The 26764-nt window shown below is 71.7% G+C and carries 23 protein-coding genes; 11 read left to right on the top strand and 12 right to left on the bottom strand.

Annotated elements, in window-relative coordinates; all coding sequences use genetic code 11:
- Positions 1 to 37 precede the first annotated feature (37 nt).
- Entirely contained in the window at positions 38 to 1288 is a 1251-nt protein-coding gene (locus tag AB0A94_RS23870; RefSeq protein ID WP_361747361.1) for a histidine kinase, read from the bottom strand.
- Between the two features lie 179 nt (positions 1289 to 1467).
- Here AB0A94_RS23870 and AB0A94_RS23865 point away from each other — a divergent pair, with 179 nt between their 5' ends.
- A complete protein-coding gene (locus AB0A94_RS23865; protein ID WP_344566122.1) occupies positions 1468 to 1668 on the top strand; it encodes a hypothetical protein in 201 nt (66 codons plus the stop codon).
- 41 nt (positions 1669 to 1709) lie between these two features.
- Here the strand turns inward: AB0A94_RS23865 and AB0A94_RS23860 are convergent, their stop codons facing one another.
- On the bottom strand, positions 1710 to 2336 hold the full coding sequence (locus tag AB0A94_RS23860) for a dihydrofolate reductase family protein (protein WP_361747359.1): 627 nt from the start codon (positions 2334 to 2336) through the stop codon (positions 1710 to 1712).
- 145 nt (positions 2337 to 2481) lie between these two features.
- On the opposite strand from AB0A94_RS23860, the gene AB0A94_RS23855 reads away from it, so the two are divergent.
- Positions 2482 to 3246 (top strand): SDR family oxidoreductase, encoded by a 765-nt coding sequence (locus tag AB0A94_RS23855; RefSeq protein ID WP_361747357.1) that lies wholly within the window; start codon positions 2482 to 2484, stop codon positions 3244 to 3246.
- A 225-nt stretch (positions 3247 to 3471) separates the two neighbouring features.
- Here the strand turns inward: AB0A94_RS23855 and alc are convergent, their stop codons facing one another.
- Both alc and allB read right to left on the bottom strand, forming a co-directional pair.
- Positions 3472 to 4548 (bottom strand): allantoicase, encoded by a 1077-nt coding sequence (gene alc, locus AB0A94_RS23850; RefSeq protein ID WP_361747355.1) that lies wholly within the window; start codon positions 4546 to 4548, stop codon positions 3472 to 3474.
- Positions 4549 to 4580: 32 nt separating this feature from the next.
- Positions 4581 to 5921, bottom strand: a complete 1341-nt coding sequence (gene allB / locus AB0A94_RS23845) for an allantoinase AllB (RefSeq protein WP_361747353.1) — start codon at positions 5919 to 5921, stop codon at positions 4581 to 4583.
- Between the two features lie 248 nt (positions 5922 to 6169).
- On the opposite strand from allB, the gene allR reads away from it, so the two are divergent.
- A complete protein-coding gene (gene allR, locus AB0A94_RS23840; protein WP_361747351.1) occupies positions 6170 to 6976 on the top strand; it encodes an allantoin degradation transcriptional regulator AllR in 807 nt (268 codons plus the stop codon).
- 12 nt (positions 6977 to 6988) lie between these two features.
- Here the strand turns inward: allR and AB0A94_RS23835 are convergent, their stop codons facing one another.
- A complete protein-coding gene (locus AB0A94_RS23835) occupies positions 6989 to 7276 on the bottom strand; it encodes a DUF5955 family protein (protein WP_361747349.1) in 288 nt (95 codons plus the stop codon).
- Positions 7277 to 7504: 228 nt separating this feature from the next.
- Here AB0A94_RS23835 and AB0A94_RS23830 point away from each other — a divergent pair, with 228 nt between their 5' ends.
- Together AB0A94_RS23830 and aceB are read left to right on the top strand one after the other, a co-directional pair.
- Positions 7505 to 8122: a nucleotidyltransferase family protein gene (locus AB0A94_RS23830; RefSeq protein WP_361747347.1), complete on the top strand. Its 618-nt coding sequence runs from the start codon at positions 7505 to 7507 to the stop codon at positions 8120 to 8122.
- Positions 8123 to 8333: 211 nt separating this feature from the next.
- Complete coding sequence (aceB, locus tag AB0A94_RS23825; protein WP_361747345.1) at positions 8334 to 9959, top strand: malate synthase A; 1626 nt, start codon at positions 8334 to 8336, stop codon at positions 9957 to 9959.
- 4 nt (positions 9960 to 9963) lie between these two features.
- Here aceB and AB0A94_RS23820 read toward each other — a convergent pair whose 3' ends face one another.
- Complete coding sequence (locus AB0A94_RS23820) at positions 9964 to 10890, bottom strand: HipA family kinase (RefSeq protein ID WP_361747343.1); 927 nt, start codon at positions 10888 to 10890, stop codon at positions 9964 to 9966.
- 913 nt (positions 10891 to 11803) lie between these two features.
- Positions 11804 to 12538, bottom strand: a complete 735-nt coding sequence (locus tag AB0A94_RS23815; RefSeq protein ID WP_361747341.1) for an IclR family transcriptional regulator C-terminal domain-containing protein — start codon at positions 12536 to 12538, stop codon at positions 11804 to 11806.
- A gap of 1233 nt (positions 12539 to 13771) precedes the next feature.
- Here AB0A94_RS23815 and AB0A94_RS23810 point away from each other — a divergent pair.
- From AB0A94_RS23810 to AB0A94_RS23790, 5 genes are all read left to right on the top strand, one after another.
- A complete protein-coding gene (locus tag AB0A94_RS23810; RefSeq protein WP_361747339.1) occupies positions 13772 to 14158 on the top strand; it encodes a 4'-phosphopantetheinyl transferase superfamily protein in 387 nt (128 codons plus the stop codon).
- Between the two features lie 1221 nt (positions 14159 to 15379).
- Positions 15380 to 16219 (top strand): DNA-binding response regulator, encoded by an 840-nt coding sequence (locus AB0A94_RS23805; protein WP_361747337.1) that lies wholly within the window; start codon positions 15380 to 15382, stop codon positions 16217 to 16219.
- Positions 16220 to 16339: 120 nt separating this feature from the next.
- Entirely contained in the window at positions 16340 to 17065 is a 726-nt protein-coding gene (locus AB0A94_RS23800) for a LuxR family transcriptional regulator (protein WP_361747335.1), read from the top strand.
- A 331-nt stretch (positions 17066 to 17396) separates the two neighbouring features.
- Positions 17397 to 18446: a polyprenyl synthetase family protein gene (locus tag AB0A94_RS23795; protein WP_361747332.1), complete on the top strand. Its 1050-nt coding sequence runs from the start codon at positions 17397 to 17399 to the stop codon at positions 18444 to 18446.
- Positions 18447 to 18942: 496 nt separating this feature from the next.
- Entirely contained in the window at positions 18943 to 19647 is a 705-nt protein-coding gene (locus AB0A94_RS23790) for a hypothetical protein (RefSeq protein ID WP_361747330.1), read from the top strand.
- Between the two features lie 123 nt (positions 19648 to 19770).
- On the opposite strand, the gene AB0A94_RS23785 is transcribed toward AB0A94_RS23790, so the two are convergent.
- From AB0A94_RS23785 to AB0A94_RS23770, 4 genes are all read right to left on the bottom strand, one after another.
- Positions 19771 to 20124, bottom strand: coding sequence for an acyl-CoA carboxylase epsilon subunit (locus tag AB0A94_RS23785; RefSeq protein WP_361747328.1), 354 nt, complete (start codon positions 20122 to 20124; stop codon positions 19771 to 19773).
- A 319-nt stretch (positions 20125 to 20443) separates the two neighbouring features.
- Positions 20444 to 21469, bottom strand: a complete 1026-nt coding sequence (locus tag AB0A94_RS23780; RefSeq protein ID WP_361747326.1) for a hypothetical protein — start codon at positions 21467 to 21469, stop codon at positions 20444 to 20446.
- 326 nt (positions 21470 to 21795) lie between these two features.
- Positions 21796 to 22737: a TauD/TfdA family dioxygenase gene (locus tag AB0A94_RS23775; RefSeq protein ID WP_361747324.1), complete on the bottom strand. Its 942-nt coding sequence runs from the start codon at positions 22735 to 22737 to the stop codon at positions 21796 to 21798.
- Between the two features lie 122 nt (positions 22738 to 22859).
- Entirely contained in the window at positions 22860 to 24092 is a 1233-nt protein-coding gene (locus AB0A94_RS23770; protein WP_361747322.1) for a cytochrome P450, read from the bottom strand.
- Positions 24093 to 24313: 221 nt separating this feature from the next.
- On the opposite strand from AB0A94_RS23770, the gene AB0A94_RS23765 reads away from it, so the two are divergent.
- Positions 24314 to 25351 (top strand): hypothetical protein, encoded by a 1038-nt coding sequence (locus tag AB0A94_RS23765; protein ID WP_361747320.1) that lies wholly within the window; start codon positions 24314 to 24316, stop codon positions 25349 to 25351.
- A gap of 70 nt (positions 25352 to 25421) precedes the next feature.
- Here AB0A94_RS23765 and AB0A94_RS23760 read toward each other — a convergent pair whose 3' ends face one another.
- On the bottom strand, positions 25422 to 26687 hold the full coding sequence (locus AB0A94_RS23760; protein WP_361747318.1) for a cytochrome P450: 1266 nt from the start codon (positions 26685 to 26687) through the stop codon (positions 25422 to 25424).
- Between the last annotated feature and the right edge of the window lie 77 nt (positions 26688 to 26764).

The following is a 26764-nucleotide window of genomic DNA, read 5'->3' as shown; positions in this document are numbered from 1 at the left end:
GGGCGGGGCGGGGACACACCCACCGGCCGGTCCCCGTTCACGCCCACGGCAGCCGCGCCCGTACCGCGAACCCGCCGTCGGACGTGGGCCCGTGCTCCAGGGTGCCGCCCGCCAGGGCCGCCCGTTCGGCGAGGCCGATCAGGCCCTGCCCGGCGCCGGGCACGCGCGGTACGTCCCCCTCCGGCGCCGGGTTGCGCACGGTCACCGTGAGGCCCTCCCCCGGGCCGCCGGTGACCGACACGGTGACCTCCGTGCCGGGGGCGTGCTTGCGGGCGTTGGTCAGGCCCTCCTGGGCGATCCGGTAGGCGGTGCGGCCGACGGAGGCGGGGACGCCGGCCGGGCCGGTGACCCGCTGGTCCAGGGTGACCTTCATGCCGGCCTGCCGGGACTCGGCGGCCAGGGTGTCGAGCGCCGCGAGCGTCGGCTGCGGCCGGCCCGTGTCGTCGGAGTCGCCGGCCCGCAGCACCCCGATGATCTCCCGCAGGTCCTGCAGCGCCTCGTGCGCGCTCTCCCGGATGACGCCGGCCGCCCGCGCGACCTCCGCGCGCGGGGCGTCGGGCCGGAACTCCAGGGCGCCCGCGTGCACGCTCAGCAGCGTCAGCCGGTGCGCGAGCACGTCGTGCATCTCCCGCGCGATGGCCTCGCGCGCAAGCCGCTGCGCCTGTTCGGCCCGCAGCCGCGCCTCGGTCTCGGCCCGCCGCGCCCGGTCCCGCAGGCTCAGCATGAGCTGCCGCTTGGACCGTACGAACATGCCCCAGCCGACGATCGCGACCACCAGCACCACGAAGAGGAGCAGCGAGGCGAGGTACGGCAGGTCGGGATCGGGCCGCCACCAGAAGTACAGCGGGACGGACACCGCGTGGGCTCCGCCCACCCACAGCACGTACCGGAAGGGCCGGTGCACGGCGAGCGTGAACAGGGCGATCATGGCCGCGCCCCCGGAGGTCTCCGAGACGAAGCTGACCGGGGCCAGCACGGCGGCCAGGGCGAGCGGCCACCGCCGGCGCAGCCAGACCGCGGCGCACGACAGCGCGCCGAGCACCTGGTCGGCGACGGCCAGCGCGTGCGGGACGGCGTGGTTGTCGTCGAGCGACTCGGCGCCCAGGAGACCCACCAGGACGGCCAGCGCGAAGCAGGAGAAGTCGACGACCCAGTCCCGCGCGGTGCGCCGGGGCCGGCGCCCGGAACGGGCCGCGTCGGGGTCGAGTTCGTGGAGGAGGGCGGACGGGAAGAACCATCGGCGCCCCGTGAACACCGGGGCGGTCTGCGCCGCCTTGTCACCAGTCACAATCGACAAATCTATGCAGAGAACGCCTCCGGCACCGCCGTGCGGGCGGGATCACCGACCGAAGTCGCGGCACCGCAGACTTTCGGCGCTCCGGCCGGCGCGAAGCGCCGTCTTCCGTCGGGAAGGATTCGCCCCGCGGCCGATACGGGCGGGGGGTCCGCGGGGCGAGAGTCGGTGGCATGAAGCAATTGCTTGAGGTTCTGGGTTTCCTCGCCCTGGTGCAGGGGGTGGCGGGCCTGGTGAGCGAGCTCGCCGGCTGGGACTGGGGGCTCGTCCACCGGTTCTCGTTCCTCGACGGTTACGAACTCTTCGCGAGCATCGCCCTGCTGGTGCTGAGCGGCGCCCTGTTCGCCGCCGCGGAGAGCCGGAAGCCCGGCTGACATCGCCGCCCGGGCGGCGGCGTCCACCGGTGCGGCCGGTGTCAGGCGCCCTCCGGGAGCTCGTACGAGCCGTACTCGGGGCGGCCGGAGAAGTCGTAGGTCTGAATGGACACGCCCGCGGCGGTGATCTCTCCGCCGGTGTGCCGGAAGGCGCTCGGCATCGAGCCCTCAGGGAACAGGCGGCGCCCGGCGCCGAGGACGACCGGGAAGGTCAGCAGGTGCAGGGTGTCCACGAGGTCGAGCGCGAACAGGGACCGGGCGAGGGCTCCGCTGCCGTGCAGCTGGAGCTCGCCGTCGGTGCGCTCCTTGAGGGCGGTGACCTCCTTGGCGAGGTCGCCGCGGAGCACGGTGGTGCCGGCCCACCCGGGGTCGGTGAGGGTGGTGGAGGCGACGTACTTCGGCAGCGCGTTCAGTTTGCCGGCGACCGGGTCGGCGGGGTCGGTCATCTTCGGCCAGTACGAGGCGAAGATGTCGTACGTACGGCGGCCGAGGAGGAAGGCGCCCACGCGGGAGAAGACCCCGTTGACGAACCGGCCGAAGTCCTCGTCGCCGTAGGGGACGCTCCAGCCGCCCTGTTCGAAGCCGTCCCTGGTGTCCTCCTGGGGGCCGCCGGGGGCCTGGTGGACGCCGTCGAGGGTGACGAAGGCGGTGACTACGAGCTTGCCCATGACGGGTTCCTGCCTTCCTGGTGCACGGGTGGGACATGTCGTCATCAGCTCAGTCCCCGGTGGGGTCCGCAACTCGTCGGTGGGGCGCCAGGTCGACGTCCGTTCGCCGCCAGCGACCGGGCGGCGGGGGCGCTGGGATGGACGCATGACGACAGACACCTCTGTGAAGACCCTTGAGAAGGCCCTGCTCGGCAAGGTGGCGCTGGTGACCGGCGGCAGCCGCGGGATCGGCGCGGCGACGGCGCTGCGGCTCGCGCGGGAGGGCGCGGACGTGGCGGTGACCTACGTGAACGGCAAGGAGGCGGCCGAGGAGGTCGTGCGGGCCGTGGAGGCGCTGGGGCGCCGCGCGGTGGCCCTGCGCGCGGACGCCGGTGACCCGGAGGAGGCGGCGGGTGCGGTGAACGCCGCCGCGCGGGAGCTGGGCCGGCTCGACGTCCTGGTGAACAACGCGGGCGTCGGCGTGCTCGGGCCGGTGGAGACGCTGACCTCCGCCGATGTCGACCGGGTGCTCGCGGTGAACGTGCGCGGGGTCTTCCTCGCCTCCCGCGCGGCGGTCGCTCTCATGCCGCGCGGGGGGCGGATCATCACCGTCGGTACGTGCATGACGCAGCGGGTGCCCGGGCCGGGCGGGACGCTGTACGCGATGAGCAAGTCGGCGCTGGTGGGGCTGACGAAGGCGCTGGCGCGGGAGCTGGGTGAGCGGGGGATCACGGCGAACATCGTCCATCCGGGGCCGATCGACACGGACATGAATCCGGCGGACGGGCCGTACGCGGACGGGCAGGCGGCGATGACGGCCGTGGGGCGGTTCGGTACGGCGGAGGAGGTCGCGGAGACGATCGCTCACCTGGCGGGGGCGGCGTACGTCACCGGGGCGGAGTTCGCGGTGGACGGGGGGCATGCGGCGTGACTGCTGCCGCGGGGTGGTCCGGGTGAGCTCTCGCGTACGGCGGCCGGTGTGACGGCCGCCGTACGGGGGTTGCTCCGCCGGCGTTTGCCCGGTGCCGCTGCGCCCGCCCTCCCCCACTCTCGGCTTCGCTCGAGCGGGGGACCCCCACCGCCCCAGCGGCACGACTGCCCGCAGTCGCGCGGCACGGGTGGGCGCAGTTGCGCGGGACGACTGCCCGCAGTTGCGTCAGCCCTGTTCGGTCAGCGAGCCGAAGAGCCTCAGCCGGGAGATGCCGCCGTCAGGGAAGACGTCCACGCGCGCGTGCGTGCCGGTCGCCGGGGCCGGGAGGACGAAGCGGTGGTCGGTGTCGGGCTGGAGGCGGGTGCGGGGCAGGATCTCCCGCCAGTCGCCGTCGTCCCCGTCCCGCACCGACACCGACGCCCAGCCGGCGCTGTTGCCCTTCAGGTACGCCGTGTCGATCTCCAGGGCGCGGATCTCCGACCGGGCGACCAGGCGGTAGCGGATCCAGTCGTGGCCCCGGTCGCGGCGGCGGCGGGTCTCCCAGCCGTCGTCCATCTTGTGGGAGCGGCCGGGCCGGATGGTGTTGGTGGCCGGTGAGTAGAAGCGGTCCGAGGCGTCCTCGACCCGGCCGCCGTTCTCCAGGGCGACGACGTCGAAGGTGCCGAGCGCGGCCAGCCACGCCGGGTCCGGGACGACCTCGCCGTACACGCGCAGCCGGGCGATGCCCCCGTCGGGGTGCTGCTTGAGGCGCAGGTGGGTGAAGCGCTCTTCGGAGGTGACGGCGAAACCGTTGGCCGCGTGGCCGCCGACCGGGGTGCGCGGGACCAGCGTCGTCCACTTCACCTCGTCCGAGAGCAGCTCCTCCGGGGACGGTGAGCCCGCCACCGAGGTGCCCTCGAGGGACACGGCCTGCGGGTGATTGCCGCGGAAGTGGGCGGTGTCCACGACGATCCCGCGGACGACGCCGGGCGCGCCGAGCCGGATCAGCGCCCAGTCGTGGTCCTCGTCCGCCGGCCACGGATGCTCGGCGGAGGTGCCGCGGCGGCGCCGGGTCTCCCAGCCGTCCATGATCTTGCCCTTGTGCCCGAAGTGCCCGGGGTCGAACTCGGCGCGCCCGGGCAGCAGCAGGTTCTCGCGCTGGGCGAAGAACTCGTCGTTGGCGGCGATGACACCGGCGCCGAGCCGGCGGTCGGCGAGGTCGGCGTGGTGGGTGAAGGGGAAGTCGGCGGTGCGGTAGTCCGCGTACGGGTCACCGCCGCTGTAGGGGTGCGCGTCGCCGGTGAAGCTCTCGATCGCCGTCACGGTGATCTGGTCCTGCCTCTCGGGTGTCGGGGTCAGTGGGAACGGGTGAGCAGTCGGCCCTTCGGTTCGGTGAACTCGCCGTCGGCGAAGACGCGTTCGCCGCGCAGCCAGGTGGACTTCACGACGCCGTGCAGGGTCCTGCCCGCGTAGGCCGTCACGCGGTTGCGGTGCTGGAGCGCCGCCGGGTCGACGGTGAAGGTCTCGTCGGGGGCGAGGACGGCGAAGTCGGCGTCGCGGCCGGGCGCGATGGCGCCCTTGCGCGCGTCGAGGCCGGCCAGCCGGGCCGTGCGCGCCGCCATCCACCGCACGACGTCCTCCAGGCCGTGGCCGCGTCCGCGGGCCTCGGTCCAGACGGCCGGCAGGCTGAGCTGGAGGCCGGAGATGCCGCCCCAGGCGGTCGAGAAGTCGTCCGTCTTGAGGTCGGCGGTGGACGGCGAGTGGTCGGTGACGACGCAGTCGATGGTGCCGTCCGCCAGGGCCTGCCAGAGCAGGTCCTGGTTGGCGGCCTCGCGGATGGGCGGGCAGCACTTGAACTCGCTGGCGCCGTCCGGGACCTCCTCCGCGGTGAGGGTGAGGTAGTGGGGGCAGGTCTCGACGGTGACGCGTACGCCGTCCGCCTTGGCCGCGGCGATCAGGGGCAGCGCGTCGCCGGAGGAGAGGTGGAGCACGTGCACCCGCGCGCCCAGGCGTTTCGCCACGTCGACGAGGTGCGCGATGGCGGCGTCCTCGGCGTCGCGCGGGCGGGAGGCGAGGAAGTCGGCGTACTTCGGGCCGCCGTGCCGGGGGGCGGCGGCGAGGTGGTGCGGGTCCTCGGCGTGCACGATCAGCAGCCCGTCGAAGGCGGCGATCTCCGCCAGGGAGCGGGCGAGCCGGTCCTGGTCGAGGTGCGGGAACTCGTCCACGCCGGACGGTGACAGGAAGGCCTTGAAGCCGAAGACGCCGGCCTCGTGCAGCGGGCGCAGGTCCTTGACGTTGTCGGGCAGGGCGCCGCCCCAGAAGCCGACGTCGACGTGGGCCTTGTCGGCGGCGACGCGCCGTTTGGTGCGCAGGTGGTCGACGGTGGTGGTGGGCGGGAGGGAGTTGAGCGGCATGTCGATCAGGGTGGTGACGCCGCCGGCCGCCGCCGCGCGGGTGGCGGTCCAGAAGCCCTCCCACTCGGTGCGGCCGGGGTCGTTGACGTGCACGTGGGTGTCGACCAGGCCGGGCAGCAGGACGTCGTCGCCGAGGTCCTCCAGGCGGGCGCCCTCCGGGACGGGCGCGTCGTACGGCAGGACGGCCGTGATCGTGCCGTCGGCGACCGTGACGGACGCGGCGCGCGTCCCCTCGGGAGTGATGACGCGCGTGGAGCGCAGCACTTGTTCGGCGTCGGGCACCCGGATCCTCCTGGTCTGATCTTCCGCCGGGATGAAATTCAACGTTCTGTTGAAGGAGTCTTCACCCGCACCCCCGGCCCGTCAAGGGCCCTCGTCCCGCCCGGTCCGACCCGGCGGCCACCTCTGGACGATTCCACAAAGTGGAACTAGACTTTCACTCAGCAGAACGTGGCTACGCACAAGCGGGCGGCCGACCGGCCGCCGGGTAGGCTTCTGCCCTTCCTGCCAGGCCCCGAAAGGAACGCGCCGTGCCGACGTCCAGCGCCAGCACCACCGACTCCGCCCGGTCCGCCGCCAGTGGCGGCGTACAGTCCCTCGAGCGCGCCTTCGACCTGCTCGAACGGATGGCGGACGCGGGCGGCGAGGTCGGCCTGAGCGAGCTGTCCGCGAGCAGCGGACTGCCCCTGCCGACCATCCACCGCCTGATGCGCACGCTGGTCGCCTGCGGCTACGTGCGCCAGCAACCCAACCGCCGCTACGCGCTGGGCCCGCGGCTGATCCGGCTCGGCGAGTCCGCCTCCCGCCTGCTGGGCACCTGGGCGCGCCCGTACCTGGCCCGCCTGGTGGAGGAGACGGGCGAGACGGCGAACATGGCGCTGCTCGACGGGGACGAGATCGTGTACGTGGCGCAGGTGCCGTCGAAGCACTCCATGCGGATGTTCACCGAGGTCGGCCGGCGCGTCCTGCCGCACTCCACGGGCGTGGGCAAGGCCCTGCTGGCCGGTTTCCCGCCGGAGGAGGTGCGGGCCCTGCTCGGCCGCACCGGCATGCCCGCCGCGACGGACAGGACCATCACCACGCCGGAGGGCTTCCTGGCGGCCCTGGAGGACGTACGGCGCCTCGGCTACGCGATGGACGACAACGAGCAGGAGATCGGCGTCCGCTGCCTCGCCGTACCGGTGCCGGACTCCCCCACGGCGGCGGCGATCTCCATCTCGGGCCCGGCGGGGCGGGTCACGGAGTCGGCGACGGAGCGGATCGTGCCGGTGCTCCAGCAGGTCGCGGCGGAACTCTCCGAGGCGCTCACCACGCCGGGCACCGCCCCCACCACCTGATCGGGGCGCGCGTCAGCCGCGCGGTGACGGGCCGAACAGGTCCACCGCCTCGCGCAGTTCGCGCACGCCCTGCCCCAACGCGCTCACCGAGCCGATCGCGCCCGCGATCAGCAGCAGGGAGCGGCGCAGCCGGGGAATCTCGGGGTCGCCGGCGGCGGCCATGCCGGCCAGCGCGGCGAGCTCCTCCTCCGCGATGCTCCGGTCCCGGAAGTCCCCGGGATGGGCGGCGAGTTGACGGCGTAACCGGGACACGGCGGAGCGCAGCTCCCTCACCCGCGGGTCCGCCTGACTGCCGGGCACACGCCTCTGCTCCACACTGGGCAACGCAGTCCTCCCCCTGGCACCTCGTAGTGCGCCTCCCCGACCGGCCCCGGTACCCCACCGGCCGGTCGCGCCAGTAAACGCCACCCCGGCCCCCTCGCGCCAGTCCGCTGCGTCATCGAGTTGCTCCGCAGCGTGACATGGTGGCCCCGGGCACCCACCTCGCGCCGTCCCGATACCCCGCGACGGGTGCGGTATGCAGGACGCATGACGACACATCACAGGGGCGGGGACACCACCGCGGAGGTCGTGGGACTGCTGCTGGCCGCGGGCGGCGGTCGGCGGCTCGGCGGGCGGCCCAAGGCGCTGCTCACGCACCGGGGGCGGCCGCTGGTGGAGCACGCGGTGGGGGTGCTCCGCGCGGGCGGCTGCGCGCGGGTGCACGTGGTGCTCGGCGCGCGGGCGGACGAGGTGCGCGCCCGCGCCCTCCTGCCGGACTGCGTCCTCGTCGACAACCCGCGGTGGGAGCAGGGCATGGGCACCTCCCTGCGGGCCGGTCTCGACTCACTGGCCGGGACGGGCGCGCGGGCCGCGCTGGTCTCACTGGTCGACCAGCCCGGGATCGGCCCGGAGGCGGTCGCCCGGGTGCTCGGCGCCCACGACTCCCCCGAGTCGCTCGTCTCGGCCGCCTACGCCGGCGCGCGCGGCCACCCGGTGCTGTTCGGCGCCGCGCACTGGGCCGGGATCGCCGCGACCGCGACCGGCGACCGAGGGGCGCGCGCCTATCTGGAGGAACACGCGGAGGAGCTCACGCTCGTCGAGTGCGGCGACGTGGCCGAGGCGTACGACATCGACACCGAGGCGGATCTGGCGCACCTTGAATGAGCCGGGGCGGCGGTGGGCGAGCGGTGGAGAAGGCGCCGGGCGCCACCTTCCCTCGACCCGGAGAATCTCGACATCAACAAAACATTGAACTTCCACCATGAGGAAACTACTATCCACTGCTCAGAAGCGCCCGGTCTCCGCACGGGCGTCCACCGCCGTACCCGGGCCGACCGGCACCCGGTGCCCCGCACGCCGAAGGAAGTGACAGCCGATGTCCGCACCAGCGCCGTCCCCGCTGGCCATCGTCGACGCCGAGCCCCTGCACCGGCAGGAGGAGGTCCTCACCGAGGCGGCGCTCGCCTTCGTGGCCGAGCTGCACCGGCGGTTCACGCCCCGGCGTGACGAGCTCCTCGCCCGCCGCGCGGAGCGCCGCGCCGAGATCGCCCGCACCTCCACCCTCGGCTTCCTGCCGGAGACGGCCGCCGTCCGCGCGGACGACTCCTGGAAGGTGGCACCGGCACCCGCGGCCCTCGAGGACCGCCGCGTCGAGATCACCGGCCCCACCGACCGCAAGATGACCGTCAACGCCCTCAACTCCGGCGCGAAGGTCTGGCTCGCGGACTTCGAGGACGCCTCGGCGCCCACCTGGGAGAACGTGGTCACCGGCCAGCTCAACCTGATCGACGCCTACACGCGGAACATCGACTTCACCGATCCGGTGTCCGGCAAGTCGTACGCCCTGCGCCCGGACGCGGAGCTGGCGACGGTCGTCATGCGCCCGCGCGGGTGGCACCTGGACGAGCGTCACCTCACCGACGCCGGCGGCACCCCGGTGCCCGGCGCGCTGGTCGACTTCGGCCTGTACTTCTTCCACAACGCCAAGCGGCTGGTCGAGCTGGGCAAGGGCCCGTACTTCTACCTCCCCAAGACGGAGTCCCACCTGGAGGCCCGGCTGTGGAACGAGGTGTTCGTCTTCGCGCAGGACTACCTGGGCGTGGCGCAGGGCACGGTCCGCGCCACCGTCCTGATCGAGACGATCACGGCCGCGTACGAGATGGAGGAGATCCTCTACGAACTGCGCGACCACGCCTCCGGTCTGAACGCAGGGCGCTGGGACTACCTCTTCTCCATCGTCAAGAACTTCCGTGACGGCGGGGCGAGGTTCGTGCTCCCGGACCGCAACGCGGTGACGATGACCGCCCCGTTCATGCGCGCGTACACCGAACTCCTCGTCCGCACCTGCCACAAGCGCGGCGCGCACGCGATCGGCGGCATGGCGGCCTTCATCCCGTCCCGCCGGGACGCGGAGGTCAACAAGGTGGCCTTCGAGAAGGTGCGCGCCGACAAGGACCGTGAGGCGAACGACGGTTTCGACGGCTCCTGGGTCGCCCACCCCGACCTGGTCCCGATCGCCATGGAGTCCTTCGACCGGGTGCTCGGCGACCGGCCGAACCAGAAGGACCGCCTCCGCGAGGACGTGGACGTGAAGGCGGAGGACCTCATCGCCGTCGACTCCCTGGACGCCAAGCCGACGTACGCGGGCCTGGTCAACGCCGTGCAGGTCGGCATCCGCTACATCGAGGCGTGGCTGCGCGGGCTCGGCGCGGTGGCCATCTTCAACCTGATGGAGGACGCCGCCACCGCCGAGATCTCCCGCTCCCAGATCTGGCAGTGGATCAACGCGGGGGTCGTCCTCGACAACGGCGAGCGGGTCACCGCCGAGCTGGCCCGCAAGGTCGCGGCCGAGGAACTGGCGGACATCCGCGCGGAACTCGGCGAGGAGGCGTTCACGGCGGGCAACTGGCAGCAGGCGCACGACCTGCTGCTGAAGGTCTCCCTCGACGAGGACTACGCCGACTTCCTCACCCTGCCGGCGTACGAGCAGCTCAAGGGCTGAGCCGCTACGTCTCCGAGCGGCCCAGGTGCACCGACCAGTCCTGGGCCGCCGCCGGTTTGCCGTGCAGGTCGGGGACCTGCTTCAGCCAGTCGGGGCGCCCCCGCCGGGTCCTCGCCGCCCGCCGGGCGTTCTCCTCGGCGAGCTCGTCCGGGCTGGGGAAGTCGGTGGGCAGCCACTCCCCCGACGCCCGCACGCGCGCGTGGAGGTACGCCACGTACGCCTCGCGGACCTCGTCGGGCGTGGTGAAGTGGGCGTCGTCGGCCAGCCAGTCGTCGGGGACCTCCGCGGCGATGGACCGCAGCAGCTCCTCGGTCACCTTCGGCGCGAGTTCGGCGTCCGCCGCCGGTACGTCGGGGCCGTAGTGACCGAGGGCGTGGTGGCGGAAGTCGTACGCCTTGCCGGGGTCGGAGCCCTCCCAGCGGTGGTGGAAGACGAGCGCGGCCCCGTGGTCGATGAGCCACAGCCGCGGCGGGGCGACGCCCCGTGTCGGCCACACCACCAGGTTGGAACTGTGGACGGTGCGGTCCACGTTCACGGTGAGGGCGTCGAGCCAGACGATCCGGCCGGCCTCCAGCGGATCGACGGGGAAGTCCCGGGCGACCTCGGGGGTGAGGTCCCGCGCGCCCGACAGGTAGTCCATGCCGAGATTGACGCCGGCGCTGGAGGCGTGCAGCTCCCGCACCTCCTGGTGCGGCTCGTCGGCCGCCACCGCCGGATCGAAGCGCACCAGCACCAGCTCCGGGAACCGCAGCCCGAGGGCGCGGGCCAGCTCCCCCACGATCACCTCGGCGACCAGCGCCTTGCGCCCCTGCGCGGAGCCGGTGAACTTGACGACGTACGTGCCGAGGTCGTCGGCCTCGAAGACGCCGGGGACGGACCCGCCGGAGTGCAGGGGCGTGATGTAGCGGGTTGCGGCGACCTCTCTCAACATTTTCGAAGGTCCCGTCGCCTGTCGGACCTGCATTCCACGACTACCTCCGAGGTGCTGCAATCCAAGGAAACGCCCGCGATCACCCCTGGGGGGGAATTCGGGGACCCTCGACCGGCACGCTCCTCCCCGGCGGCCCGCCGAAGGCGGTGCGGTCCTTGCTTCCGGCCTCCGGCATGGAGTGAACATTGTAGCCGAGCGTGACAGTCGGAGAGGAGTGCCGAGCCGTCGCACCAGCGTCACACGGCCTCGCCCGCCTCCGGCATGACCGAGGCGTAGGTGTGCCGCACGCAGTTCCCAGTTGTCCGTCCGTCGGCGCCCTCGCGGTGCGTGCGGCCCGGTCCCGTGTCGCTCCGGAGCCACCGGAGGGCAGTCCCGTCGGCAGATCGCCGTGTGCGTGGTCTCGCGAACGGGATTCGTCCGGAGCGGGCCGGTTCCGGCAGGGTCTTCACGACGGTGATGTCGCGTTCGCCGGCCTCGCGCGGCATCGGACGCAGCCCGGCCGGCTCCGCGCCGGAGCCGGCCTTCGCGACGACCTGTCCTCGGGGAGCGTTGCGGGTTTCCCGGTCGCCCGCCGCTCGCATGAGGGGACAGGTGTCCGGGGAGGCGCCGACGGCGGGACGGGGGTGGCCCGCCGTCGGGCTGGGCCACGGACCGCCGCTTCTCGGCCCGGAGTCTTCCTCCGTGCCCGTGGAGCAACAGGGATGGTCACCGATGGCCGGTATCCTCCGCGGTTCGATCCATTTCCATCCACACGGGTGAACGGGGACAACGAGCACTGCAGGAAGGCGCCGGCCATGGCTGGAAGCAGCCTCGTCGACCGTGATGGCGCGGCCCGGGGCATCGTCGAGCGGGGCTGTGCGCACCAGGCCACCGAGGATCGTCCTTCATCCGTCGGCGGCCTCGTCCCAGGGAGTCACGGCCGCTCCAGTGACTCCATGCCCAGCTGCGCCGCAGCATCGATCAGCTGCGCCCTCAGCAGACGGTCGGGCGCGCCGGACAGCCGGCTCCGCCTGCCCGAGAGCACCAGTGCGGCGACCACCCGGCCGTTGCGGTTCCACACCGGCACGGCCAACGCCACGTGGCCCGGGGCGGCGTCGTCGGGGCCGTACGCCCACCCCCTTCTGCGCACCAGCGCCAGCTGCTGTGCGGTGAAGCGTGCCCCGCGCAGCCTCTCGTAGATCTCCTCGGCGTTCCCCCAGGCGAGCAGCACCTGGCCGATGGGGCCGGCATTGGCCGGCCGGGCGGTGGCCAGCGGCAGGGCCTCTTCCCCGGTTGCCGGGTCCGTCGAGGAGGCCACGCACACATGGACACCCTTGTGGAGTCGGTGCAGGCGAGCACCGAACGACGTACGTTCCCGAAGCTCCGTGAGCAGCCCGGCAGCCATGTGCACCATCCGGTCGAACTGCCCCTCGACCGACAGTCGCTCAAACCGGGGACCGGGGGCGAACCACCCCCGGCCGTCCCGGGCGAGCAGGTCCAGGCGTTCCATGGCGACGGCCAGGCGGTACACGGTGGGCCGAGACAGTCCGCTGCGCCTGACCAGCTCCGACAGCCGCGTGGGTTGTTGCTCGATCAGGCTGAGGATGATGGAGGCCTTGTCCAGGACACCGACGCCGCTGACCGGGGACGTCCGGGTGGTGGTGTTCACCGCCGCACACCGGGCAGAGCGTCCAGGGCGGCAGCGCCATGCACCGGAAGCCGCGCGGGGGGCCGCGCGCGGTGCTTGCCGGCCACGGGAGGCGTCGGTCGCCGGGTGCCGGGCTCCGCACGCCCGGCCTCGCCCGTGCAGGGCGGGGCCGTCGGGCGCCGGCCGTGGTCCACGAGGAGCACGGCGGCGTCCTCGGGGGCCGGCGATCCGGCGCAGACGCGCGCCGGCCAGAGACCCGCATCGCGTTCGGCACAGGCGACGGCTTCGGATCCCGCGGCGAGAGCGTGCGGCCGAGGCTCACCTGTTTCCCGGCTTCGCGTTCCCCGACCGGGAAACACGGAGCCGAACGGCGTGTGGTTCATGGAGACGTCGCCTTCCGAACTGCGCTCTCGGGGAGTGCACGGAACCGGGCTTCCATCGAACGAGGTGGGCTGACGGTTGGCAACGCGCGGTGCAGGAAAGTGCCAATGCCCGTCGGCTTCGCACTCCGGTGCCGGACGGCGGACCATGACACGCGGGCTCGGCGGAGGAACCCGCCCGGCACCTGCCGCAGGCTGTCCCCGGAGCCTCGCTCCCGTGCCGGTCCGAGGGACGTCGGGGGACCCCTGCGCCGGTGGGCCTGCCGTCGCTCGGCGACCCCGGGCGGGCAGGCACGGTCACGCGTGTCACGAGGCGCCGTCACGCGTCCCGGGTGTGCGGGTTGCCTGCTGTCAGGAAGCTGCATTCGGCCGAGGGAAAGTGAGAGGCCTTCCTTCCACTTTCGCTACGCACCGAACCCGGCGCGTTCTCAAGCGTTGTGACGCTGGCCGTTCACTGCCACACCGCGGTCGCGGCGCGTCGGACCATGCGTAGGTTTGCAAGGTGTCCACAGGTACCGCAGAGCCTACGCAGAACGAACACACCCATCCTTTCGGCAGAAGGCCGGACATCACCGGTGTGTGGCAATGGCGCATTACGGCGACACGTCCGCAGCCCTGCGACTGGGCGGTACTCAGTGAAGCCGAGCGCGCCCGGGCGGGGCGCATGCGCGATATGGACACCGCCGCCGAATACGTCAGCTGCAGGGCGGTCGTGCGCCGCGTCCTGGCCGGCGTTCTGGGCGGTGAACCCGCCGACGTGCCGCTCGGGAGACGTCCTTGTCCGGGGTGCGGCAGCCCGGAACACGGTCCGCCCGCGGTACTGGCCCCAAAGGACGGGCCGATGTTCAGCCTCTCTCATTCTGGAGGACTCGGAATGCTGGCGGTTTCCGGTTGTCCCGTCGGAATGGACGTCGAGGCCCTCCGTGACGTCCATGTGGCGGAACTGGCCGACGTGGCCCTCACCGCGGTGGAGCGAGAAGTCGTGCTGGGCCTGGAAGAGCCCTGGCGCACCCGAGCTTTCCTGCGCTGCTGGACCCGGAAGGAGGCCGTACTCAAAGCGGTCGGCGTCGGCCTCGCCACGTCGCTCTCCGCTCTGGAGACCGGGGCGGACCGGCCGGGCCCGGTCGAGGTGACCGCGGACATCGTCCCGTCGGGCCCCGTGACATGGCGCGTCACCGACGTCCCGGTCCCCCCGGGCTGGGTCGCCTCACTCGCGCTGCCCGCCGGGGCCGACGAAATCATCGACGTCCAGAAGTGGTAGCCCTCGCCCGCCGGACCGCCTGACGCCCTGCGGATCCTCACCTCGGTCACCCTCATTCGGATTTCCGCTGCCGGGCGCGCCGGGAATTCCTTCGCGAAATCCCGAAGGAACTTCCGTCGAATGGAATCGACCGCGCCGGCCCCAAGGCGACATCCGGCACCGGACCGACGACACACGGGACAACCGCCGGAACGGATCCCCGCGACGCCCGTCCAGCTCGACGTTCATCTGGAATTGCTTGAAAATTTCCACGGAACCGCAATGCGGCGCGGACCGCCGTCCGTTCGGCTCCGGCGAGAGGAATGTCGCCACGGAGACGACACTCTCACCATGCTCAGGCAATGGTGATCCCGATCCGCCGGTCGTCCCGTCCCGTTGTGCCTGCAGGGATTCCAGCCGTTCCGTCCCGCGGCTCGACACCCGGCCGTCCCGGAAAGGGGCGACCGTACACCAAGTAAAGGGACGAACGTCTGGAGCGGCGTAAAGCGGACTGTTCATTGCCCCCCGAGCCCCGCGAAGGAATGACACCCCGCTGCATCACTGCAACCGCCACGCACGCATCACCGGACGTCTCACCGCACCTCACCTTGATGCAACATAAGGGCGGTTCGGTTTTTCCACGAGCCGGGACCTTGTCACCCAGAACACTCACACCGACCCACGACGTGAAGTCGACGAAATCACGAGGGCGGCCAGTGACCATTACACATCCGAGCAGGAGGCAAGGCGCCACCGGACGCCGGACATGATCATACGGGCCCACCGAATTCCCAGCAACCGAATATATCGCGCCCGTTCCGGAACATTTAATTCCGCTTTCTGTCGCCCCGAGCGCCCCGTCCGCCTTCCGACGCATTACGGCCGAAGCAGGGCACGCCTGGCCCCCTTCACTTCCCTACTTCCAGGGCGCGAGGGATTTATTCCCTCGAGACGCCCCATGGCAACTTGCTGACATCCGACCCTCTCCCGTTGACCCGGTTCGCCGGCTCGGCCCAGAGTACGTACATCTTTCAATCAATCGCAGACTGCGCCAACGAGTGACGAACAATCCGAAACAGCGAAGGGACCTCTCGGAAGATGGGAGAACATGGTGAACGCTTGACTGATCACCTCCCCCAAGGTTAGCGTCAATTCGATGTGATCACTGATTAGAGAATCCCGCGGACTGCCCAAGCGGCACCGCTATCGGATTCTCGCAGTTAGGTAGCCAATGGGGGAAACGTGGCTTATGTGCTCGCAGTACGAGGAAACTCCCAAAAGGAGAACCCGGCCACATATGCGCCACTAGCCGCGCAAGGCGTCAGAACGACCGCCTCCGCGGACACCGTCGAGAAGGCTCTGCTCGAAGCGTGTGCGCTGCTCGACTCGACCGTGACGACTCACCGCTCTATGGAACAGCAACGGCCCCTGGTCATGCTGGGAGACGACGGGCGCCGGTTCGCGGAAGTCGCGGCGCGCCTGATCGGCAGCGCCAGGTACGGCATCAGCATCGCTCTGCTGCACGACGGTCGGAGGAACGACTCGGTCCTGGCGGCCCTCCGTCAGTGGAGCAAGAGGAACGAGGGACGGTCGGCGTCGGTCGCCGTACGCCTCCTCTGCACCCCCGAGGTGTTGCACACGACGTCCGTGAGGGAACTGGTGCAGCACGTCGAAGGGGCCGAGGTGCGGGTGTCCGAGGGCGACTTACAGGAGGCTCTGATCGTCGACGGCAGTTCCGCCCTCACCTGGTCGAGGCAGTCCGGCAACGACGAGTCGGCCACGCTCGTCACGGACTTGGCCACGGCCAAGGCACTCGACCTGCTCTACGCCAACGTGTGGAGGGCCGGGCGTCACGTCCCGGAGCACCTGCAGGGAGAACGGCTCGGGACCGACGTGATGCGGCGGGTTCTGATGTACCTGAGGGAAGGCCACACCGACGCCACGGCGGCGAGCGAGATGTCGGTCTCACTGCGCACGTACCGCCGGCACGTGGCGAAGCTCATGCGCGATGTCGGCGCGGAGTCCAGGTTCCAGGCCGGGGTCCGCAGCGTTGAACTGGGGTTGCTGCCACGCGAACGCTGAAACGCACAGCATCAATAACGGGGAGATTGCACTGTGCAGAGACGGAAGGACTCCGGCTCGAAGGGTCCACGACGACCATCCGGCTCGGGAGGGAGCCATCGCGGCCCCACCCACGACGAGGTGGAGCAGGAACTACTGGAACTGCGAGCGCTCATCGAGTCGGCGGTGGTCAGGCACCGTAGACGCCTGTCCCGCAGCGCGCTCGTCCAGGAACTGGGACGGGAAGAGGTGGTGCCCGCCATCGAGTCTCTGATCGAGGATGCCTCGGACATCATCGAAGTGGCGCTCAGCAACGACGCGGAGGTCGCCCGGGGCACGTACGCCGCGCTGCGCAAGACGCTCCAGTCACGCGGCGGGTCCATCCGGGCACGGTTGCTGTGTCACCCGGTTTCGGTGGACGCGGACTTCGTGCGGGAGCTCACTGCCGCCGGCCAGGCGTGGGAGATACGGACGACCCAGATGCCGTCGCTGAGCACGGTCATCGTCGACGGTTCGGCGACCCTCGTGAACGTCGGGCCGTCGGGAGCGTCGCGTGCCTCCGTCATACGTGCTGCGACCGTACTGCAGGCGGTCCGCCGTCTTTACGCGAACGTGTGGAGCAACGCCACCGTCCTGACCGAGCGCTTTCACTTCGGCGACCGGCCCAGGGCCGACACCGTGCGGCAGGTGCTGGAGAGGCTGCGCGACGGGGTGACCGACGAGGTCGCGGCACGTGAGCTGGGTATGTCCGTCCGCACATACCGGCGGTACGTCGCGGAGATCATGACGCTGCTGGGCGCCGAATCCCGCTTCCAGGCCGGTGTGTACGCGGCGGGACTGGGACTCTTGCCTCCACCGCAGGGCTGAACCTGCCGTCGTCGCCCCCTGCCCGCGCCGGCCGGAACCCGCACCCGGTCGGCGCCCCGGCGGTGAAGCCCTTCTCAGGGCGCGAAGGGCCGCGGAACGGATCCCGGTCGGCGGATACGGCGCCTGCGCCCCCTGTCGGCCGGTCCGCGTGTCCTGCCACCGCCGCGGACGGTGGCAGCAACCGGACAGTGCCGTTGTCCACCGCCTCCGGGGTTGGTCAGCCTCGGAGGGGGGCCGGCCCGGTCCGTCGGACCGCCGCATACTCTATCCCGGTGGGGAGGCCGCTCATGCCCACGCGCACAAGGTCCGGTGCAAGCCGGTGACGTTCGACATGATCGCTGCACGGGGCGATCGTCTGCGTGCCAAAGCGGCACTGCGGAAGGTGCACGCCGGCCGGGGCCTCCGGTTCGACATCGCCGACCGGAAAATGGAGGAGCGGCTGCGCACCGGCCTGGAGACCGTGGAACGAGAACTCCAGCGCACCGTCTCGACCGACCCCCGGATCGCCGAACTCACCGGTCATGTCGCCGCCGCGGGGGGCAAACGGCTCCGGCCGCTCCTGGTGCTGCTGGCCGCCGAGTTCGGGAGACCGCGACGTGAAGGCGTGACCGAGATCGCGGTCGTCATGGAGCTCGTCCACATCGCCTCCCTCTACCACGACGACGTCATGGATGCGGCGCTCACCCGACGCGGTACGGCCAGCGCCAACGCCCGCTGGGGCAACCGGATGGCCGTGCGCGGCGGGGACTGGCTGCTGGCCCGTGCCGCGCAGCTCGCCGCCGGCGTCGGCCTGCACGCCGTCCATCACAACGCCAGGGCCGCGGCCCGGCTCGTCGAGGGCCAGTTGCGCGAACTCATGGGCCCGGGCCCCGACGAGGATCCGGTGACGCACTACTTCGAGGTCATCACGGGCAAGACCGTGGAGCTGCTGGCCACTTCGCTGAGCCTCGGGGCGTCCCAGGCGGACGCACCCGTGGAACAGGCCGAAGCGCTGACGGAGTACGGCACCAGTCTCGGCATCGCGTTCCAGATCGCCGATGACCTGATCGACCTGCTGTCGCCTTCCGAAGCCAGCGGCAAGGAGCAGGGCACGGACCTCCGCGCCGGGGTGCCGAGCCTTCCGGTACTGCTCGCTCGCGCCGACCGCAGTCCGCAGGGAGCCGAACTGCGTGCCCTGTTGGAGGGGGGACCGCTCACCGATCCGGGAGCGCACCGGCGAGCGCTGACCCTCTTCCGCGGCTCCGCCGCTGTCGACCAGGCCCAGGCGATGATGCGTGACCGCGTCAGGAGTGCCCGCACCGCGCTGGCCTCGCTCCCCCGTACACCCGCGCGAGCGGCTCTGGACGCGTTGTGCGAATTCGTGATCACCCAGACCGCCTGACCTGGTGCCGAAGGGCGCTCCGCAGCGGTCTCGCCGCCGGCCGGCGCATGCGGCCACCGGGCCGCCTGGCAGGAAGATGACACAGCCCCGCCGGAACGTTCGGCTTCGGTTCACGGCGTCGAGACGCCGTTGCTGACCCCGGCCCGTCGAAGTGCACCTTCGCGGAGTCCCCGGAGGACTCGGGATTGTGGCTGCAGCCGGTGATGTGTGAGGTACACGGACCGGGGGCGGACTGACCGCCGTGGGACGGAGGCGCCGGGAGTCGGTGCGGATGCGGGCGGAGGACCAGGCCGCTGGAGGGCGGTGCGCAGGCTCCGGTCTCCGCGACCCTCGGCAGCCGTGCCGCGGACCACGCCGGGCCCTCGCGCCATGTTCCTGCCAACCTGACCCGCTCCCGGCCCCACCGGCCCGAACCGTCGGTACGTTGGCCGCGAAGGACCGATGATCCACATGCGGACCGGTGCAGCACCGGAAACCCGTAGGCGGGAGAAGAAAATTGTCCAAGCGGATTGCGTGTGTTCTCGCGGCCACGATCACCCTGGCCGGCGTGTTGGGCGGTTCGGCGGTGGCCGCCGAGGCGGGACAGGGCGCCGGTGACGCGCAGACTGCCACGTCCTGTGGAAGCGTGAAGCTGTCCGGCTCGCTGCCCGCGCCACCCGCGGGGATGGCGGTTCAGCAGCAGGTCACCATCGGTGACGACTGCAAGCCGGAGCTGGGTCCGGTGCGTCACGTGCCCGCCGGTGCGGCCTCCCCTCGGGCCGCGAAGGCGGTCGAGGGCGCGCGTACCGGCGCCGCCGCTTCCGGCACTCGTCAACTGCGCACGTGGAACGAGATGTTCGACTGTTGCAACATCCGCATGACCGGCCTCTACACCACGTCCACCTGGGACACGGCGTCGGGCCGGGTCATCAATGCCGCCACCGAGGCCCGCCAGGAGTGGAACCGGGAGCCCTGGGACGCGGGGTGGTCGCTGCTGTCGTCGTCCGGGCAGGACGACTGCGCGACCGACTGCGCCGTCGTGAACGCCGAGGCGCACGCCTCCTTCACCTACGCCGGCATCTTCGACCCCTCCGGCACCGTGTACGCCAACACGCACCACTCCTACGTGCGGATCAGCGCGGACTCCGGCGCCTCCTGCCACTTCGACGTGGAGCTGAAGCAGACCTTCATAGGATGGAACTGGCGGCACGGCTGCGAGTGATCGGGCGACGCAGGGGCGGTCGGCGGCCGGTCAGGACCGGCCGCCGACCGATGCTCAGGAACGGTTCGCAGGCGCCGGTGCGAACCGGTGTCCGCCGTCCACGTCGCCGGAAGGCCGGGCGGCTCAGCGCTCGGACATCCAGGAGCGTGGTGACCGGCTTTCCGGCCGCGGCAGAGACCAGTTGGCCGCGCGCACGGGGACGACGGGGCCCCGGCCACCGGTCCTGGGACTGCGGGCCAGCAGCAGCGCCACCACCGCGGCGAGCTCCTCCCCCGTCGGGTTGCCGCGGATGACCTTCAGCAGCGTGGGCCCCAGCGGGCCGTCCAGGGGCGTCTCTCCGGTGTCCGTCACAGCGGCCCGCTCCGGTGCCGACGTCCCGGCTGAGAACCGGCGCCGCCGCACCGGCTCGGCTTCGTCCGGGCCCTCGGCGAGAGGCAGTCCGCCGTCGTCCCGCAGGGTTTCGCCGGTCACTCCCATGAGCATTCCCTTCGCTTGAGGCCGTGGCCCGCCCGCTCGCGTTCCACGGCCCGGCCTTCACCGGTCGCCGTCCGAGTGGCCCGTGAAACGGCCGAGCGCCCTCGCGTCGTCACGTCCGCAGGGGGATTCGCCCCCGCCTCGACCTCGCGGCTCCATCGGTCAAGGGGCTTGCATGACGACCGTAGGAAAGACCTGCCGTACGGGTACAGCGAACCTGCGGAGCGTGTCCGCAACAGGTCATCCACGTCGGCGGGGACGGGCCGCGCGCCGGGTGATGTCAACAAGCTGACGGGAGCGGCGAGCTCGGCCGACCGGCCCCTCAGCCGGCCGGCGCGAGCACCGGAGTGCCGGCACCGGCGCAGACGGGTCTCGTGCGCATCGCGTAGGAACGGGCGGCGAGGACGAGGCCGAAGCCGAGGCCCGTGAAGGCCATGCCGCCGAAGGCGGCCATCCACAGGAGTCCCGAGCTGGTGGTGAACGCCCCCGTCGGCTTCATCTCCGGGAGCACCCCGAGGGCGGTGAGCGGAACGAAGACCACGAGGAGGAAGACTCCGTACAGCGACAGGCCGAAGGCCGTCGCCCAGGCCGGCAGCAGGGGCAGCAGCCTGGGAACCCGCCGTCCCGACAGCAGCAGCGTCCAGCGGGGGAACACCTGCCCCCACGGATACATCAGTCCGAGCAGCAGGAAGATCGCGGCCGCGGCCGCCAGCACCGTCACGTCGATGCCGACCGACGCCAGCGCCTTGGCGATCCCCGACGCGTCGGCGTTGCTGTCCCGCCAGCCCTCCGCCGTGACGCCGATCGCGTCACCGCCCAGTGTCCAGATCGTCTTGACCCCCGCCCACGGCAGGAGCCCGCCCATCAGCAGGAAGACGGCGACGCGGGTACGCTTCGAGGCGACCGAAGGGGCCGGATGAACCAGCGCCCCGCTGCTCCGGCCCTCGTGGAATCGTCCGCACCGCGGGCACTGGTTACGGTGCCGACGCCAGAACGACAGCGTCGCGGGGACCAGAAGGCCCGCCCCCGCCGCGTGCAGCAGGACGTTGGCCAGTCCGGTCGCGCTCTCCACCCCCGAACCCGACGCCAGCGTCACGAAGTGCGCGGGCAGGCTGGCCGCGCCTAACAGGTACACCAGGACCGCCGCGCACAGCGAGACCGTCGTGGCCGCGTGGCGCCAACCCACCCACGTCCGCGTGGCGGCCAGACCCGCGCCCGCGGCCACCACGCCCATGCCCGCGAGGACGCCCTGTGTCGCCGACGTGTACGACTCGTCCGGCGTCGAAGGAACCGTGGTGCCCGTCACCGCCCACACGGCCTGGACCACCGCGTACGCCCCGCCCCACACCGCGGCGGCGTACGGCGCCCACCGAGGCCACCGACGCGCCCACACCAGCCACCCCGCATCCCCTGGGGGCGGTGAAGTGCCGCTGTCCGTCGATGTGTTGAGGGGAATGGGCACCGTGACCTCCGGTTCTGCATGGCTGACACCCAAGCCTCCCCCGCCCCCGACACCGCCCGCATCAACCCAGCGGACCATCCGCATCAGCCGAGAGGACTATCCGTCTCCGCCGCACAGGAGGGAGGCGGACAGTCCTCGGGCATCGGCGAGCCGCTCGTGCGGCGGACAGGTCGCGGGGCCCTCCGGGTGCGGCAGGTCCGGCCGGGAGGGGCTCAGTCCAGCACGTCGCCGTCGCCGGTCCGGTGTCCTCGCGTCCGCCGGTGGTCCAGGTGCACGAAGGTGCGGTGCAGCCATCGGTCGTGACCGTCGTACCGCGGCGTGTAGGCCGTGCGCCCGTGGACGGCCAGACGGTTGTCCACGAACGCCATCTCGCCCGGCCTGAGGACAAGTGTCCTGGCGGCCTCGAGGAACGCGGTCCGCAAGTGCTCCAGGGCCACTTTGGCCTCGTCGTCGTTGGCGGTGGTCGCGTGGAAGTCCACGACGACGTCGGGGTCGGCGGCACTGCCGGTGAGGACCGCGTGCGCCGGGGCCGAGGCGCCTCCGTGGAACGACGGCGGCGGAGCCGTGGAGAAGCGCTCCGCCTGCAGCACGCCCACGACGTCCGCCGGAAGGAGTTCCAGGGCCCGGCGGATCGACGAAACCAGCGTGCCGGCGTTCGTGTTCCTGTCGCCGCGCAGGCACAGCAGACCCACGTAGTCCGGCCGTCGGAGGTGGAACGCGTTCTCGACGTGCAGTTCCAGCGGGATGGAGCCGGCGTTGCTCTGCGACTCCTCCTGGCCCGGTACCGGAACCACGTTCTGCACGAGCGCGCCGGACTTCTCCGCGCGGTAGGCCGCGATCTCGCCGATCTGCATCGACATCAGCACGGCGACGGCCGCAGGGACCGTGGCCGTTCGCTCCACGGACTCGGCCATGGAGGGCGTCAGCGGAAGGCGCTCCTCCTCCACCGGCAGGTTGGCCACGATCAGGATGCCGTCCCGGCCGGGGTCGTGCTTGTAGAGACGTGCCGCCTCCCGAACCCGCACGGGAAGCCTGCACGACATCCTGCGCGCCGCCGCCAGCCACTGCGGGTCGTCGACGAGGCCAGGGGGTGTCGCCGCCAGCTCTCGGGCGAGTGCGGCGGTTTCACGGTGTTCCGATTCGGACAGGGTCACCAGGAGCGATTCGGCGTCAGGCGCCTGTCGGGGTGATGTCAGCAAGGTCAACGTCTCTCCCACGGTTTGGCCGGTGACCGGTCCCCGCTCGGCGGCGCGAACCGGTCAGGCGGAGGCTTGGGTCAGTGGCGGCCCTCGCGGCGGGCCAAGGTGACGGGCACCGAGGTGAAGCCCCAGATCAGATTGGACTGCATCCGCTGGGGTGCTTCACGTGGAGTCACGTCGGCCACGCGGGCGAGGAATTCCTCGAAGAAGATGGTCAGTTCGCTGGTCGCCAGGGCCGATCCCAGGCAGAAGTGGGTGCCCTGGGCGAACGCCAGGTGCCGGTTCGGGGTGCGCGCGACATCGAAGCGGTCGGGGTCGGCGAACACCGCTCCGTCACGGTTCGCGGCGGGCAACCACACCGCGACCTGTTCGCCCGCGCGGATCAGCTGGTCGCCGAGGGACACGTCCTGCCGTGCCGTGCGCAGCACGTGCAGGGCGGGGCTGGTGAAGCGCAGGATCTCCTGCACCGCGGAGGGAAGGAGTTCCGCCTCGGCACGCAGCTTGGCCCACTCCGACGGTTGCTGCATGAGGGCCAGCAGCCCGCCCACCGTCGCGTGCCGGGTGGTCTCGTTGCCGCCGGAGATCAGCCCGTTGCAGTTGAGCAGGATCTCCTCGTCGGTCAGCGGGACCCCGTCGACGGCACCGTGCGCCAGGGCGCTGACGATGTCGTCCTGCGGCTCACGGCGGCGCAACCGCAGCAGCTCGTCGTAGTAGACGAGGAGTTCGGTGTGTGCCTCGGCGATCCGTTTCGGGTCGGTCCCCGCCGACTCGTCGGCTCCGAACGCGATCATGGTCAGTTCGAGCATGAAGTCCCAGTCCGACCGCGGGACGCCGAGCATGTCGGAGATGACCGAGACCGGTAGCCGCGCGGCGACCCGGGTCAAGTCGACCTCGCCCTGCTCCAGCGCGTCCTCGATCACCTCGGCCGCCGTCACCCGGATGTTGTCCGTCAGCCGTTGCACCATGCGGGGTGTGAAGCCGGAGTTGATGATGCGTCGGACGCCACCGTGCCGGGGCGGATCGGTGACGATGAGCATCTTTCCGGCGGCCGCCTCGTTGGCCACCGGATCCGCGTCCAGGCGCATACCGCCCGTGGACGAGAACACGGCGCTGTTCCTGAGGACCTGGCCGGCGAGGTCGTGGCTCAGCACCGACCAGAAATCAGCGCCGGCGGTACGTCGGGTGAGGAACAGGGGACGGGCCTCGCGGAGCCGGCGCCAGACCTCCTCGATCCCCTCTGCGGCGTAGTGGCGGGGGTCGGAGAGATCGGGGACCGCTCCGCTGAGTGGTGCGTCGGTGATCTGGTACATGTATGCGCCGTTTCGTGCGAGCGTGTGGGATTCCCGGAGGGAGTGCGGCAACGAGGCGGGAGAACCCCATCCTGGCCCGGCGGGCTTCGGACTCCGCGCGTGCATCGAAGATTTGAGATCGCGGGAGCGGTGACGATCGCGAGTATTCGATGTCGCTTGGTGGATCCGGCGCCGAACTTCCTAGGGTGCGTGGGGAAGCAGACGCGACGTTGGGAGCACACATGACCTCGGACACGAGAGACGGACGCAACGCGCCCGCCCGATCGGCGCGGTGGCGGATCCAGGCGGGAGCCGCCATCGCCGGCTGCGCCGCCACGTACGCCGTCGGTGTCCTCGTCCGTCGACGCGGCGGCACGAGCGGCCCGTTCCCTGGTGAACGGCTGATCAAGGGGGCTTCCCTCGTGGGCGGGCTGGCTCTCTCCGCCCTTGTCACCGGGAGTGCGTCCCGACCGGGTGTGCGCCGTGCCGCCTCCATCGGCGCCCAGGGCGCGGCCGCGGCCCTCGTCCAAGGCGGCAGCCACCTGCTGTTCGACGCGATGGGCGTGGTCCTTCGCCGGACGGCCGGGCCGGGAGCGGCCGACACCGCGCCCGTCGTCCCTGGACAAGTGGTGGTCCGTTCTCTCGCCGTCGGCTCGGCCTCCTTGGCCGTACTCGCCGCGCGCGGCCACTCCGCTGCCTCGGCCCCGGCCTGTCCGGAGTGCCGGCGCCCCCTCCCCCGACACGCCTTGAGAGCACCCGCGTGGAGCGGGTACGCGGCGTGCGCGCTGTCCTTGCCGTATCCGGTGATCAAGTTGGCCTGGGAGTGCGGCAGTGACATCGGGATCACCCGGCCCGACGTCATCCACGGCATCCGGGGCGGCTGGGTTCCCGTCCTGCCCGCCCTGACCGGGTCGGTCCTCTCACTGGCCCTGGTACGCCCCTGGGGCAGGGTCCTGCCGACCTGGATTCCGGTGGCGGGAGATGAGCCGGTACCCCGCTGGGCGGTGCTGGGGCCGGCCGTGTTCGGCGTGGCCGTGCTGGTCCAGGTCGCGCCGGCCGCGGTACTGGCGGCCCTGCGGCACGCGCGCGATCCGCTGCGGCCCTCGGTGGAGGAGATCGGCCTGCGTCCCTGGGTTCCGCTCGGCTTCTACACGTCCTGGCTGCTGTGGGGCATCGCCCTGGCCGGCGCGGCGCTGGAGTACCACCGCAGGAGCGCCGGCTGCCCCGCTTGCGCGGAGTCGGCGGCCGGATCGGCGGAGCAGCCGCCCTCCGTCCCCTGAGAACGGCACCCCCGTGCGCGGTCCTCCCGGCCGCCCCTCATCAGGCGTGGCGACCGGGAGGATTGCGCTGTCAGTCCACCAGGACCGGCAGCTTGATCAGCGTGCGGGAGATGGGACTGGGGATGAGGGGCAGGTCCCCTTCCTCGGCCAGACGCAGCCGGGGGAAGCGCTCCAGCAGGCGCCCGATGGCGATCGCCCCTTCCATCCGGGCCAGCGGCGCGCCCATGCAGTGGTGGATGCCGTACCCGAAGGCGAGGTGCCCCGCGGCCGACCGGGTCACGTCGAGGGTGTCCGGGTCCGGGAACCGTTCCGGGTCCCGGTTGGCCGCGCCCAGGGACAGCAGGACCGGCTGGCCCTTGCGGATCTCGACGCCTGCGAGGGACGTCGGCCCGCCGGCGATGCGGACATTGGTGAGGTAGAGCGAGGGGTCGAACCGCAGGAACTCCTCGACCGCCCCGCTCAGCAGTGCCGGATCGCCTTCCACCAGAGCCCGCTGATCCGGGGTGCGCAGCAGCGCGTAGACTCCGTTGCCGATCAGTCCGACACTGGTCTCGAAGCCCGCCAGCAGCACGATGAAGGCGGTCGAGAGCAGCTCCATCTCGCTGAGACGGCCCTCCTCGTGGTCCCGCACGTGCACCATCTGGCCGAGCAGATCCTCGGTCGGCTGCGCGCGCCTCTCCTCCACGAGTTCCTTGATGACGTCGATCAGCCGGTAGGCGATCTCCTCCCGGCCCTCGTGCGTGCTGCCTCCGGTGAAGTCCCGCGCGTTGCGGGACCAGTCGTGGAACACTTCGCGGCGGTCCTCGGGGACGCCGAGCAGTTCGCAGATCATGACCAGTGGCAGCTGCCAGGCGTACTCCTCCATGAGGTCCACCGGCGTGCCGTCCGCACCCTGCTCAGCGATGCGGTCCAGAAGTTCCGACACCGTCTGCTCCACCAGCGGCCGCATACGTTCCGTCTGGCGGACGGTGAACGCGCCGCTCAGGAGCTTGCGCAGACGGGTGTGCTTGGGCGGGTCGGACACCACCGGGTGCTCGTTGTAGATGCGCCAGATGCCGCCCTCCTCGTCCGAGACCGGGTCGTCCTCCGCGTCCGGCTTCTGCCGGAGCAGCGGGTCGAGGTGTGCCTTGCGGATGTCCTCGTACCGAGTCGGGACCAACCAGCGTGACCCGTCCGGGAGTTCGGCCCACCATATGGGCGCCTGCTCGCGCAGCCTGGCGAAGAATCCGTGCTGGTCCCGCACGAGTTCGGGGTCGGTGAGCTGAAAAACGGGAACATCGCCGTCGTCATCGGGCGGTGCCTGCGGTCGGCGTTCCGCGTCGGTTGTCTGCTGCATCTGCTCTGCGCTCCTTTGTCTGGGTGGCCCCGGACGGCCGCCGTGCGGACGGCCGTCCGGGAGGCGGGCGGCGGACA

Origin of the sequence: Streptomyces sp. NPDC044984, from assembly GCF_040646935.1 — a bacterium.
Classification (GTDB): Bacteria; Actinomycetota; Actinomycetes; order Streptomycetales; family Streptomycetaceae; genus Streptomyces.
The sequence above is the reverse complement of the archived record's forward strand: the minus strand, read 5'-3'. Positions and strand labels throughout refer to the sequence as shown.